Genomic DNA, 13,325 nt, shown 5'->3' on the forward strand with positions numbered 1-13,325 from the left:
GCGATGACGCACACAAGTTTGTCGAGTTCGGTGGAGGCCAACTAGTCAGCCAGGTGCAGTCGTACGCGAATCAGAACAAGGTCATTACGTTCGGCATGAAAGCTCCTAATGAAAGCACTCACGACCAATGGAAGACCTTTGACCCTACGTCCGCGCGGCTGAACGTCACCTACAACACGGTTCCCAACGCACCGACCGATTTGGATGCTGTCGGGAAGGGATGCGCGAGCGGTGACAGCCGTCCGTTCGTGGGCGAGACCACTCCACTCCAACGCTGTCGGCCGCGGTCTCTGACGATGACGGGGGTCAGCTGCTTTCCGCCGGAATCTACTACGGTGCGCTTGGATCGAGCTCGTTCATCGGCTCGATCAGCCAGTCAAGCATGCGAAGTGGGACCAGGTTGACCGGCGCGGTTCCGGCCAGCCAACTCGCCGATGGCCAGAGCTACTACTTCCAGGCCCGAACCAACGACGGGATCGACACCGGTCCCTGGTCGAAGGTCTGTGAGTTCACCGTCGACACCACGCTGCCGGACAAAATTCCGACGGTTTCCTCAACTGATTACCCGAACGACGATTCTTCCCACGGCGGAGTGGGTCGTACGGGACGGTTCATCTTCGGTTCCAATGGGGTGTCCGACCACGGTGTCAACGACATCGTCGGATATCGATACAGCCTTACCAGCTGCGCTCCCACCAGCGCCACAGAGGTAAAGGTCGGGACACCTGGTAGCTCTGCGACGGTCGCGATCACCCCGACCAACTCGAGGACAGGCGACTCTGTGCGTACGATCGGAAGATCGAGCAGGCAACGTCTCAGACCCGCTGCTTTACCGGTTCTACACCAAATCTGCCACCGACCCGACGATCAGTTACCCCGCTGATGAGGGCACCGGCACGACGGTCGCCGATTCGTCGGGGAACAACCATGGCGCGAACGTAGTGAACGGCGTGTCGTGGGTAAGCGGCCGCACCTCCGACTCGGCCGACAAAGCGCTGCAATTCGATGGAACCAGCGGGTACGGGACCAGCAGCGGTCCGGCGTTGACGACCAATGCGACCTTCACCGTGGCTGCGTGGGTGAAGGTGCCAGCGGTTCCGACGGCGAATGAAACCGTCCTCAGCCAAGCCGGGAACAGCGGAACCGCATTCTCCCTCCAATATCGAACCGGTATCAATCATTGGGTTTTCGCGATGACGGCGACAGACTCCGATGCCGCCGACGTGGTGGTCGCCGACTCGGGTGTCGCGCCGGTGGCCGGAACCTGGGTGCATCTGGCCGGCACGTACGACTCGGTCAAGAACGAGGCTCGGATGTATGTGAACGGGACCTCAGGGCCACCGGTCACGGTGGCGAACTCCTGGAACGCCATGGGGCCACTTCTGATTGGTCGATCTCAGCTCGCGGGGCAACCCGCCGAGTTCTTCGCCGGGGACATCGATGATGTTCGTATCTGGGATCGCATTGTCCTCGCGGACGAATTGGTGGCGATGGTGGACAGCGATTCGCAGTTGGGTCGCTGGAATTTCGATGAGAACACTGGCACCACCAGCACGGATGCCAGCGGGCGCGGCCACGACGTGACCCTGTCGCCGGGTGCGTCGTGGATACCAGACAGGGATTCCTTCGCGACCGCGATGGCCCTGAATGGGACTTCGGGATATGCCCAGACGAGCGGGCCAGTGATTCACACTGACCAAAGCTTCTCGGTCGCCGCCTGGGTACGGCTGGATGCCACCTCATCCTGGGAACTTTCGTCAGCCAGGACGGGGTCCGGAACAGTAACTTCTATCTTCAGTATCGAACGGACAGCAAGAAATGGGCGTTCTCCTTCCGAACCAACGACACCGACACCTCGCCGGTTCAGTACGTGTCCTCGGACGTCAATCCCATCGTCGGCAGGTGGACGGCCCTGGTTGGCGTATATGACACGGTCGCGCGGCAGATCCGTATTTATGTGGACGGGACGTTGGCCGGGACCCTCGCAATGTCGTCCAACTGGAATGCCACCGGGTCATTGGCGATTGGTCGCGGGAAGAATGGTGGCGTTCTCGGAGACTATGTGCATGGCGCTGTTGACACCGTCGAAGTGTACAGCGGCGTACTTTCCGGGCGGCAGATCAACGACTTCTCAGTGAGCCCTAATGCGTAGGCCGGTCGACGCACAGATGCCGGTCTCTGTCCCGTACCGCAGCCTTCTTCGGAGGATCTGATGTCCGTATTCACTCGGCGTAAAGCTGGAATTCTTCGGGCTGTGACCGCGGGAACTGTTGCTGCCGCAGTCGTCGCCGCGATGCTCACCGGCACTGAGTCGGCGGCCGCCGCTGACGGCTACCAGCCACTGAAACCGCGGCAGTACAACCAGGTTCCGACGGAAAACGCCCCTCCCGTCGCGCAGAAGCCTGATCCGGGTGCGGTTCACGACTTGAAGACACCCAAGACTTCCGCGTGGCCATCGCCTGCCATAGCGACGATGAGTGTCGGCGCGCCGGCGAGCGGCACCTCCGTAAAGGCGCCAGCCGCCAGCGGCACGGCGACCGGGTCGGTCGGATCCCTGCCGGTTTCGGTCAACGCCGTCCCAGCCACTGGCGCGGCGTCGGCGAAGGTCGCGGCTGCGACCAAAGTGAGCGTAGAGGTCGTCAACACTGCTGGCACAGCCCTTGCGAACACCCCGGCAGTATTGCTGCGGGTGGTGCGAGCCGACGGTGGCACCAGCCCTGGGAACATCGACTTCAGCGTCAACTACTCTCATTCCGCAACGCCTATGGGGCGGATTTCGGGAACAGGCTACGGCTGCTCAAGCTGCCCGACTGTGCGCTGACAACGCCCGGCAGCGGCACGTGCGCTGGCACCCCGGTTCCGTCGACAAACCTGACCAGCGGATGGGTACGAGCCACTGTCGTGGCCGCTGGCCAGCCGTCCACAGCCACGGGGGCCGCTGCGCCGACTGGTGCCCTGTACGCGCTCGCCGCTGGTGCCAGCGGTGGCTCGGGCTCCTTCAGTGCTACTTCGCTTTCGCCGTCTGGCAGCTGGGAGGGCGGCGGACCGTCTGGTGATTTCACGTGGTCGTACCCGCTGCGTACGCCGCCGAGCCTCGGCGGTCCGACCCCGAGTTTGAGTCTTTCGTACTCCGCGCAAAGTGTGGACGGGCGGACCGCGGCGACAAACAACCAGCCCTCGTGGGTGGGTGAGGGTTTCGACATGTGGTCCGGCTACATCGAGCGGAGCTACCGCTCGTGTGGGGAGGACATGCGGACCACTTCGAACAACAAGACCAAAACTGGTGACGAGTGCTGGGTGACCGACAACGCCACCATGACCTTGAACGGCAAAACGGTCGAGCTGATCAAGGCGGACAGTGGTGATGCCTGGCATCCGAGGCAGGACGACGGCTCGCGCATTCAGCACCTCACCGACACTTCACTCGGCAACGGCGACAACGATGGCGAATACTGGAAGGTCACCACGCCCAACGGCACGCAGTACTGGTTTGGCCGGAACCGCATTCCAGGCTGGACAAGCGGCGCGCGGCAAACCAATTCGGTATGGACCGCCCCGGTCTTCGGCAACGACGCGGGCGAGCCGTGCAACAAGCCGACTTTCGATGCCTCGTACTGCGACCAGGCATGGCGATGGAACTTGGACTACGTCGTGGATCCACACGGAAACTCGATGTCGTACTGGTACACAAAGGAACTCAACAACTACGGCCGTGACCTGACTTCCACTGCCGTCTCCCAGTACGTCCGGGGTGGGACTCTTGATGAGATTCACTATGGCACCCGCGAGGGCATTACCTCCGGGCCGGGCAGCAACCTCGGCGTACCGCCGATGCAGGTTACTTTCGCCAACGCGGACCGTTGTGTGGCCGGAAAGGACTGCAGCGCCAAGACTCCGACCAGTTGGCCCGACGTGCCCTGGGACCAGTCCTGTACGTCGACAACTAGCTGCACCCAGACTGGTCCTACTTTCTTCACACAGAAACGCCTCTCAACCATCACCACACAGGTTCTTAGTGGGACAGCCCTGAGGAACGTGGAACGATGGACCCTCAACCAGTCCTATCGAGATCCTGGTGACTCGACCCGGGCCGGGCTGTGGTTAGCCGGGATTAGCCACGTCGGTCTGGATGTACCGGCAGGGCAGCCTGCGACGACGTTGCCGGACGTCACATTCGACGGTGTGCAGATGAGCAACCGCGTTGACACACCCACCGATCAGCGGCCAGCCATGAACTGGTGGCGGATTTCGAGCATCAGCACGGAAACTGGCGGCAAGATCGGCGTCGCGTACGCACCTGCGGAGTGTGTTGCCGGAACTCACATGCCGTCGTCCGCCGATTCGAACACGATGCGCTGCTATCCGGTGCGGTGGACACCTGATGGTTACACGGACCCGATTACCGACTGGTTCCACAAATATGTCGTCAGTCAGGTAACCGAGACAGACCAGGTCGGGGCCTCACCGGACAAGGTGACTAGCTACGAATATGACGGCGGCGGCGCCTGGCACTACACAGACGACAACGGCGTTATCACTACACAGGACAAAACCTGGTCGGTTTGGCGAGGTTATGGCCGGGTCAAGGTCACTGAAGGCACAGGTGCCGACGCGACAACGGGAGAAACGCTCTACTTCCGTGGTATGAACAGCGACAAAACGTCGAGCGGTAGCAAGAACGTCCAACTCACTGACTCACAGGGCGGCACCTGGCCGGACAGCGATCCTTTCTCGGGTATGGCCCGTGAGACGAGACGATCTCCAAGAACGGCACCGCCGAGGTCTCCGGAACCATCACGGACCCGTGGGCGTCCGCGCCGACGGGGTCACGCACGATCAACGGCGACACGGTGGTCTCGCGATACGTGGCCCCTGGCAGCATCCACAAGCGTACGGATCTTGACGGTGGCCGCGGCCTGATGCGCAATACGGTCACCAATACGTACGACGCCTACGGGATGCAGACACAGGTCAACGACACCGGTGACGAAGCCAAGACCGGTGACGAAAAATGCGCGGTCACCACGTACGCGCGCAATACCACTGCGTGGCTGATGTCTTACGTCTCCCGAATGCAGACCACCGCGTTGCCTTGCGGTCAGACGGCGACGACCGCGGACCAGGTTTTGGGCGATGGACGCACGTCTTTCGACGGCCAGGTCTGGGGTGTCGCGCCCACCAAGGGTGACACGACGTTGGTCGAAAGCCTCTCCGATTGGAACAACGGCACTCCCACATACCTAACGGCGTCGAAGTCCGCGTATGACCTCTACGGTCGTGTCAGCGACTCGTGGGATATTCGGGGAAATCACTCGCAGACCACGTACACGCCGGCGTCCGGTGGACCGTTGACGACGACTGTGTCGACCGGCCCTCTGGGTTGGAAAACCACCGTCGACTATGACCCGGCAACGGGTTCGATGGTTGACCAGGTCGACCCGAACAACAAGCGTACGGACCTGGCCTACGACGGTTTGGGACGGCTGACCGCTGTTTGGCTGCCAGGCCAGGACAAGAGTGCCGAGGCGGCGAACACCCTCTATTCGTACACAGTGCGTACCAGCGGTGTGAACACGGTGACGACCAGCACTCTTAATTCCAACGGTGGCCGGATCGCGACCTATTCGATCTACGACGGGTTGCTCAGGCCTCGGCAGACCCAGGCCACCGCGGCCGGCACCAAATATGGTCGGCTCATCAGCGACACCTTCTATGACACCGCTGGTCGGGTCGTGAAGGAGAATGCCGTCTATCCCGCGACCGGGGCAGCCGGCCCAGATCTCGCGACTTACACCGACAACAACCTGATCCCGAACCAAACGGCTACATCGTACGATGGCGCGGGACGACCGACGGTGAGTGCGGTCAGCTCCCTCGGTAAGGAGCTGTGGCGAACGGCGACCGCCTACGGCGGAGACCACACTGATGTCACGCCGCCTGCCGGTGGCACGCCAACGTCGACGTATACCGATATCTACGACCGCACCACGGAACTGCGCCAATTCCATGGCCCGACGCCGACCGGTGCCTACGATTCGACGAAATACACGTACAACACTCGCAACCAGCCGCTGACGGTGACCGCGCCGGACAACACCGTTCGGACCTTTGGTTATAACTTCCTCGGGCAGCAGATCAGCCTGCAGGATCCCGACCGCGGCACCAGCACCACGACGTACAACACCGCTGGTGATGTGCTGACGACAACTGATGCCAGAAAGCACACCTTGGCTTTCACGTACGACCAGATCGGTCGTCGTAAGTCGGCGGAGTTCGACGGCAGCACCTCGGGAACGAAGCTGGCTGACTGGACCTACGACACCTTGATGAAGGGCCAGCCGACCGGTACGACGCGGTATTCCGGCGGGAATGCGTACAAGACGGCTGTGACCGGTTATGACGATGGCTATCGGCCGACCGGAACGGCGATTTCGATTCCGTCGAGTGACACGACACTTGGCGCGCTGGCGGGCACATACACCTTCGGCTCGTCGTACACGATCGACGGCAAGCTCGGTGGAAATACCGAGCCGGCGGCCGGTGGTTTGCCGGCGGAGAGTTTGACATATGGGTATGACGACTTGGGTGAGCCGACAACTCTGAAGAGCGACCAGGTCAGTTATGTAGCTGGTACGCAATATTCGGATTTCGGTGAGCCGTCGGTTTATACGATGGCGACTGGTGACACGAAGCCGGTGACCCAGATCGGCCTGACATACGACGTGGGCACGCACCGGATTGTCGACACCCTGTTCTCGTGAGACGGGTTCGCCGAGCCAGACAATTTCCGACACCCGCTATTCGTATGACCTTGCGGGCAATATGACGAAGATCGCTGAGACGCCGACGAAAGACGGCGATGTGGGTGCGCCGACAGCTGACACGCAGTGTTTCTCGTACGACTATGTGCAGCGGATGACGCAGGCATGGACACCGTCGGCTGGGGCTTGCTCTGATTCGCCGTCAGCTTCGACGGTTGGTGGTGTGTCGCCGTATTGGCAGTCGTTCGCATATGACACATCCGGCAACCGGCTGACCAAGACCGACCATGACGTGACCAGTTCGCCGGCATTGCGCAAATTGACTGGTGAGGCTGGCACCGGCGGCGACTCGACGACGACTTATCACTACCCCACCAGTGGTGTGCAGCCACACGCGGTCGCGTCGGCGACTGTGGTGGATGCTGATGGGTCGACGACGAACGGTTACACGTACGACCCTGATGGGTCGATGTTGACGCGGCCTGGTGGTCAGCAGTTGTCGTGGGATGCCGAGGGCAAGTTGGCGTCCGAGACTGATTCAGGTCTGACGAGTTCGTACGTCTATAGCACCGATGGCACGCCGTTGATTAGTCGTGAGCCGTCGGGGACGACGTTGTATTTGCCGGGCGAGGAGTTGCGGCTGAATGCGACGTCGAAGACCGTCAGTGGGACGCGGTTCTACACCGATGGCGGTAGTGCGACGTTGGCGCAGCGTACGGCTGCGGGTGTGACGTGGTTGATGCCGGACTGGCAGGGCACGACGAACACGACTGTTGGTACTGATGCTGCGCAGACGGTGTCCGAGCGTCGGCAGACGCCTTTTGGTGAGACTCGTGGCACGAAGCAGTCGTGGGTGAATCAGCACGGTTTTGTTGGTGGCACGGTTCAGTCGTCTGGGTTGGAGCAGGTCGGCGCCAGGGATTATGACTCGACTTTGGGTGCGTTTATTTCTGCTGATTCTGTGGTGAGTATTGGTGATCCGCAGCAGTTGCAGGGATATTCGTACGCGCAGTCGTCGCCGGTGACCAGTAGTGACCCGTCGGGCAACATGACTGAGGAAGCCAGCGGTGGTTGTGAGCAGTACTGTCGGCAGATCGGTCCGCCTGCTGGCCCTTCCGGTGGCGGTGGCGGTGGCGGCGGTGGTGGTGGTCGGCCGCCGACGACGAATGCCTCGGGTAGCAACCATGGTGATGATGGTGGTTGGTTGGGGTGGCTTGGTCATAAGGCCAGTGACGCTTGGAACGGTTCGGCGAACTGGATCGATGATCACAAGGCTGTGATTGCTGGTATCGCGGTTGGTGTTGCTGTTGGTTTGGCGTGTGAGGCGGCTACTGCGGGTGCTGGCTCGATTGGTTGTGCGGCGTTGGCTGGTGCTGCTGGGTCGATGACTCAGTACGCGATTGAGACCAAGGTCGAGGGTAAGGGTTCGTTCTCTTGGGGTGGTCTGGCGATGGCCGGTGCCACCGGTGCCGCTGTCGGGGCCCTGACCCGCGGGCCTCTCGGTTCGGCGTTCGCCGGAGCCGGCGCGAAGGCGGCCGCGGGTGAGATAGCAGACGGCGCCGCGGCTGCCGGCGCTCGGGCCGCCACCGCTGGCGCCCGCGGCGCCGCTACGAGTGCTGAGCGTACGGCTGTTGGTGCTGGTTCGCGGGCGGCTGCCCGGGCGGCCACCGATGACGCTGGTGATGGAGCCGTCAGCTCCGCTGGCCGCACGGTGGCGAAAGAGGCGTGTCCGAACAGCTTTTTGTCGCTGCGACGATGGTACTGCTGGCCGGCGGTGCGCTCGTACCGATCGCCCAGATCCACGTCGGTGACAAGGTCCAGACCACCGACCCGTCGACCGGCCAAAACTCGGTCCAGACGGTCACTGCAACGATGAAGACCCTGACCGACACTGACTTCGCCGATGTGACGATCAAGGACTCCCACGGTCACGTACAGACCATCACCTCAACCCAAGGCCACCCCTACTGGGACGCCACCCGACACGCATTGTACAGGCAGCATGGCTGGCGCCCGGTGACAAACTGCTCCAACCAGACGGCGCAACCAGCACCGTAGAGAAGATCAGCAACTCAACGGGCCGCGCACCGACCTACAATTTGACCATCGGTGACACGCATACCTATTATGTAGCGAGCAGTTCGAGCTCAATTCTCGTACACAATTGTCCGGACATCTCGAGGGCGCTTTTTTTCGCTTCGGGAAGGGACCTGAGACAACTAATGGTTTGCAAGCTGATGCGGCTAGAGCAGTGCAGCACGATTTTCCACACGGAATCTCGACGATGAGCAAGCTTCCCGGTCGGATAGCTGCGAGTGGAGAGTATCGTTCGGCTACAGTTGGAGAACTGAGGGATGCGGGTTTCCAGGTCGAGAAGACTGGAAGCAACCCCTATCACTATACTGTTCACTTGCCGGAATCTATCACGGACGATGTTACGGGTGCTCTGAATGCTGTCTTTGGAGATGATAGTTGATGAATATTGATCCGAGATCCTCGGAAGAATACATTCGCGACATGGCGAACAATCCCCAAGAACGGCTCTCGGTCGCTGTGCGGCTTTCGGCAATAGAACCCGATCTTTGCGTGAAATTACTTCTGGAGATCGGGTCAGATAAGAGCGAGAGTTTGGAGATGCTGCGCGGTGTTGGGCATCTCCTTGCATCTCTGGCGATCGGCCGGCGATCGCTGAGTGAGTTCGAACTCCGGAACCTTTCCGGGAGCGCATATGATGCTTATTGTGAATAGTGGTTGGGGAGTCCGCACATGCATAGATAGTAGACTGGTCAGGCCCTCCCTCCCCCTCCCTCCCTCCCTCCCTCCCCCCCCCCCCCCCCCCCCCCCCCCCCCCCCCCTCCCTCCCGGAGTGGGCCAGATTGTCGGCGTTCGATTTCGTTGACAACGTCAGGGACGCTGGCTTTGACAGGCCAAGTACGTGCTCCGTCCGAACCCTGCCAGAGGCTTGGAGTCGTCGCTGACGGCGAGGGAGCCGGGGCCAACCCAGTGGGCCACGTCTAACGAAGGCTGGATGTAACTGATCAGGTGGTTTCGGGTAGCCAGGGCTGACCTTCGACGAGTTGGGTGAGTGCGTCGAAGAAGTTGATGTATCGGGACGGTGTGAGAATTCAGATCTACTTCAATGACCACGGGCCAGCCCACGCCCACGTGACGGGTCGCCGGGTGAGGTTAGAATCGGCCAGAACGGCAAGCCGTTGGCGGGTGATCCCGAGTTGTCTCCGAGACAGCAGTCGGCTGTCGACCAAAATATCAAGACGATCCGCGGTAAGATGGGGGACAATATGGCGCGCTACCGTGTGAATGGGTGCTAGCTATGCGAGTTGGTCTCGATATGCTTCTTGGTGAAATGAGTTCACTCCTGGGCGAACAGGCGGGAGAACTTGGATCAGACCATAGTCGTTGGCAGCTCTATTTGCTGGCGATGGAGTCTGATTGTGGTTGCGAATTGCTGTTCAAGGCCGTCGGGTTAGAGGAGGACATGGGCTCTCGCATCAGCGGTTGTCGTGCGAATGATTGAACGGGTGGAAAAGCGTGATCGTGAAAAATGGATCATGCAGCTGCCGGTAGATCAGAGACGCTTTGCGGAACGTCGTGCGAGCGAGCTGAGCGTCCTTTGTGAAGTCGTCGACGGGGCAATGGGGGCTAGAGAGATTTCGCTCCAAATGAGCGAGTGGTCTGATTGGCTTCAGCTGCGTGTTGCCGGGCGCTCGAGCAGCGATAGTGTCCTTGCCGTGGTTGAGGAGTTAGCAAGAACCAAACGAGCAAGGCGCGTGTGTCTGGGGAAAGGCGAAACAGCTCAAACGTGGCGGATCTGACTGAACCGCTGACCTTTCACAGGCCAAGTGGAAATGGTCAGGCAGTTGCGCGCATCTGATGAGTCTCTACCGCGTCGAGCCCGATAATTAGTGTGCGGCGCAGAAATCGACCATAAGGCTGCGATCGCTGGTATTGCTGTCAGGGTGGCTTGGCGATGGCCGGGCCACGGGTGCTGCGGTTGGTGCTCTGACGGCGGGCCTGGGTTCGGCGTTTGCTAGTGCTGGCGCGAAGGCGGCCGCGGGTGAGATCGCCGATGGCGCCGCGGCGGCTGGTGCTCGCGGCGCGCTACGAGTGCTGAGCGTACGGCTGTTGGTGCTGGTTCGCGGGCGGCTGCTCGGGCGGCGACTGATGACGCTGGTGATGGAGCCGCCGGCTCCGCTGGCCGCACGGTGGCGAACGAGGTGTGTCCGAACAGCTTTGTCGCTGCCACGATGGTGCTGCTGGCCGGCGGTGCGCTGCTACCGATCGCCCAGGTCCACGTCGGTGACAAGGTCCAGACCGCCGACCCGTCGACCGGGCAGAACTCGGTCCAGACGGTCACTGCAACGATCAAGACCCTGACCGACACCGACTTCGCCGATGTGACGATCAAGGACTCTTACGGTCACGTACAGAGGATCACCTCACCCCAGGGCCACCCCTACCGGGACGCCACCCAACACGCATTTGTACAAGCAGCATGGCTCACCCTCAGTGATAAACTCCACCAAGCAGACGGCGCGGCCAGCACCGTCGAAAGCGTCCAGAACTACTCGGCTCGTGCCGTAACGTACAACCTAACAGTCAGTGAGGTGCACACTTACAATGTTGCGGCTGGAGCCTCAGGTCCAGTTCTTGTGCATAACTGCGGTGGCCTGGTTGACGGACCCTTGCCTGAGGCGGGGCAAACGTCCCTCTACGCGCTGGTGAAGCATGACACAGGGGAACTGCTGAAGTGGGGTATCTCGAAAAACCCTACGACCCGCTATAGTTGCGGTTGTCTAAAACAATTGGGTGCGCGAATGCAAATCATCAAAAACTTTGATACGAGGTCTGAAGCACTTGGCGCAGAGCGTTTTATGACTGAAAGGTTTCCGGGACCTCTGAATCTTGAGGATTGGGCGGGATCTGTATCGCCATCGGGCTCGTGGCGAGAGGCGTTGCAGTTCGCTAGAGGAGGTGGACTATGGCAGAGTTAGTCAAGAGGTTTCCGGATTCGGAAGCTTCCAAAGTCAGGGAATCGGTTCTGTTGGCGCTCAACGAGCTATATTGTCCAACTCGGACCTCGGAGCTGGAAGCATACCTAAAAGTATTCTCTGACTGGACTTCTCCAGTCGATACGTCTGCGCTATTGGATTCGGAACGGAATCGCTATGCTCACGATACTGGTGAAGAAGTTTGGATATGTCCTGCCCTGACTGATGGGAAGGCTGTGGTTGACGGATCCTTTTTGACCCGCTCAGATTGGCGCCTAGAGAATCGAATTGCACTTCCCGAATTCGAACCTTTTCGTCAGCTCTGGCTCGTTCGAATATTCTGCGATCTTCTTATTGTTGCAAGCGAAAAAGGTGCACAGAATAGTCTGCCGCTACTTGAGCAGATCGAGACCTTCTTAGGAAACTTGGGTAGCTACACGCTAAATCAACAAGAAGTGCCACTTAGGGATGAGTTCAACAGCGTCGACGGATCGGATCGAACAGCTCCGAGAAAGCGCCGAAGATAAGTATGCGGAGGTTGCGGAACGCTATCGCAGCGCTCGTCAGAAATTGGCTGTCAAGATCGAAAGTAAAGGTCAAAAGCTCCTATTTGGATAGATAGGCAACTCTGGTCGTAACTGGTCAGGTGATTTCCGGCGTCCAGGGATTGCCTTCGGCGAGTCGGGTGAGTGCCTCGAAGAAATGTACTCCGTGTTTTGCTGCGGTCGCGAGGTAGCTGCGGATCGCGCAGAATTGCTCCGCACCAGATAGTGTGCGTAGGCAGCCGGAGACTTTCTGGCGGATTTTGGTCATGCGGATTTCACGCTCGGCGGCGTTGTTGTCGAAGTTCACCTGCGGATCGGTGGTGAAACGGAGGTAATCGGCTTCCCTGTCGATTAGCCGGCGGGCCAGGGCATGCGCCTTGGCCATCAGGGTCGTCGAACGCGACCGAGTGTCATTCGCACCGATTACCGCCGCGGACCGGAACCGGTGCGCGAGTTCGGCCAATGCGACAGGGTCCATCCCTGCGAGCGACCCCGGTGTGCGAGCCAGTTGCGAATCCACGAGAGTCTTGATGTCCCGCAAAGCTTGTGCTGCCTGACCGGCCCAACACCAGGCGCCCGGTTCGGCTTGTTCACAGATAGCTTGCAGTTCCCGAAGCACGTGCGCTCCACACAGCGCATGTACGGCGTCGATGTACGTGTCATAGGGTGCCCACGCGTCATGGACAGCGACACCGGTAAAGGTCGGCAGCACACCGGCGGCGTTCATCGCTTCGACCGCGCGCTTGTCGTGCACGGTGATCAGCGAGTATTTCCCGGTGGATGCCGAATGCACCCACCGCAGCCGGCTGGCGACTCGAAATCCGGTCTCGTCGAAATGCGCGACCGCAGCAGCGGCGATCCGCTCCCGCACCATCTCGATGAACCCACCCAAACGCCCGGTCGCCCCGCTGCGCCATCGTCGCGACCGTTCCACCCGAGACCGGTGTGCCGAACAAGTCCGACAGCGCGGTCGCGGTGCGCTTCTTTGACAGAAACTGGCGGCAACCCGC

Annotated in this window: 12 protein-coding genes and 1 pseudogene; 10 read left to right on the plus strand and 3 right to left on the minus strand. The window is 60.6% G+C overall.

Features of this window, described 5'->3' with window-relative positions; genetic code table 11:
* Positions 1–400 precede the first annotated feature (400 nt).
* Together GNX96_RS59015 and GNX96_RS66150 are read left to right on the plus strand one after the other, a co-directional pair.
* Positions 401–883 carry a hypothetical protein gene (locus GNX96_RS59015; protein WP_279582795.1) on the plus strand — a complete coding sequence of 161 codons (483 nt, stop codon included), beginning with the start codon at positions 401–403 and terminating at the stop codon, positions 881–883.
* Between the two features lie 67 nt (positions 884–950).
* Positions 951–1,130, plus strand: a pseudogene (locus tag GNX96_RS66150) (hypothetical protein); the annotation flags it as partial.
* Between the two features lie 47 nt (positions 1,131–1,177).
* Here GNX96_RS66150 and GNX96_RS40570 read toward each other — a convergent pair.
* Entirely contained in the window at positions 1,178–1,372 is a 195-nt protein-coding gene (locus GNX96_RS40570) for a hypothetical protein (protein ID WP_163572902.1), read from the minus strand.
* A gap of 372 nt (positions 1,373–1,744) precedes the next feature.
* Between GNX96_RS40570 and GNX96_RS40575 the strand changes: the two genes are divergently transcribed.
* Positions 1,745–2,152, plus strand: a complete 408-nt coding sequence (locus GNX96_RS40575; RefSeq protein ID WP_279582803.1) for a LamG-like jellyroll fold domain-containing protein — start codon at positions 1,745–1,747, stop codon at positions 2,150–2,152.
* A 266-nt stretch (positions 2,153–2,418) separates the two neighbouring features.
* On the opposite strand, the gene GNX96_RS40580 is transcribed toward GNX96_RS40575, so the two are convergent.
* Entirely contained in the window at positions 2,419–2,646 is a 228-nt protein-coding gene (locus GNX96_RS40580; RefSeq protein ID WP_279582796.1) for a hypothetical protein, read from the minus strand.
* A 255-nt stretch (positions 2,647–2,901) separates the two neighbouring features.
* On the opposite strand from GNX96_RS40580, the gene GNX96_RS40585 reads away from it, so the two are divergent.
* From GNX96_RS40585 to GNX96_RS59020, 7 genes are all read left to right on the plus strand, one after another.
* Entirely contained in the window at positions 2,902–4,920 is a 2,019-nt protein-coding gene (locus GNX96_RS40585) for a hypothetical protein (RefSeq protein ID WP_163572934.1), read from the plus strand.
* Positions 4,851–6,761, plus strand: a complete 1,911-nt coding sequence (locus tag GNX96_RS40590) for an RHS repeat domain-containing protein (protein ID WP_279582797.1) — start codon at positions 4,851–4,853, stop codon at positions 6,759–6,761. Before GNX96_RS40585 ends, GNX96_RS40590 begins: the two co-directional genes overlap by 70 nt.
* Before the next feature lie 61 nt (positions 6,762–6,822).
* Complete coding sequence (locus GNX96_RS40595; protein ID WP_163572936.1) at positions 6,823–8,637, plus strand: RHS repeat-associated core domain-containing protein; 1,815 nt, start codon at positions 6,823–6,825, stop codon at positions 8,635–8,637.
* A complete protein-coding gene (locus GNX96_RS66155; RefSeq protein WP_390624276.1) occupies positions 8,559–8,819 on the plus strand; it encodes a hypothetical protein in 261 nt (86 codons plus the stop codon). Before GNX96_RS40595 ends, GNX96_RS66155 begins: the two co-directional genes overlap by 79 nt.
* Positions 8,750–9,049 (plus strand): polymorphic toxin-type HINT domain-containing protein, encoded by a 300-nt coding sequence (locus GNX96_RS66160; protein ID WP_390624277.1) that lies wholly within the window; start codon positions 8,750–8,752, stop codon positions 9,047–9,049. Before GNX96_RS66155 ends, GNX96_RS66160 begins: the two co-directional genes overlap by 70 nt.
* A gap of 1,935 nt (positions 9,050–10,984) precedes the next feature.
* Positions 10,985–11,773 carry a polymorphic toxin-type HINT domain-containing protein gene (locus GNX96_RS40610; RefSeq protein WP_163572938.1) on the plus strand — a complete coding sequence of 263 codons (789 nt, stop codon included), beginning with the start codon at positions 10,985–10,987 and terminating at the stop codon, positions 11,771–11,773.
* Positions 11,761–12,297: a hypothetical protein gene (locus tag GNX96_RS59020; protein ID WP_279582798.1), complete on the plus strand. Its 537-nt coding sequence runs from the start codon at positions 11,761–11,763 to the stop codon at positions 12,295–12,297. The genes GNX96_RS40610 and GNX96_RS59020 overlap by 13 nt, the downstream gene beginning before the upstream one ends.
* 115 nt (positions 12,298–12,412) lie before the next feature.
* On the opposite strand, the gene GNX96_RS40615 is transcribed toward GNX96_RS59020, so the two are convergent.
* A complete protein-coding gene (locus GNX96_RS40615) occupies positions 12,413–13,249 on the minus strand; it encodes an IS66 family transposase (protein ID WP_279582799.1) in 837 nt (278 codons plus the stop codon).
* Positions 13,250–13,325: the final 76 nt, after the last annotated feature.

It is taken from the genome of Fodinicola feengrottensis (assembly GCF_010993775.1).
GTDB lineage: Bacteria > Actinomycetota > Actinomycetes > Mycobacteriales > HKI-0501 > Fodinicola > Fodinicola feengrottensis.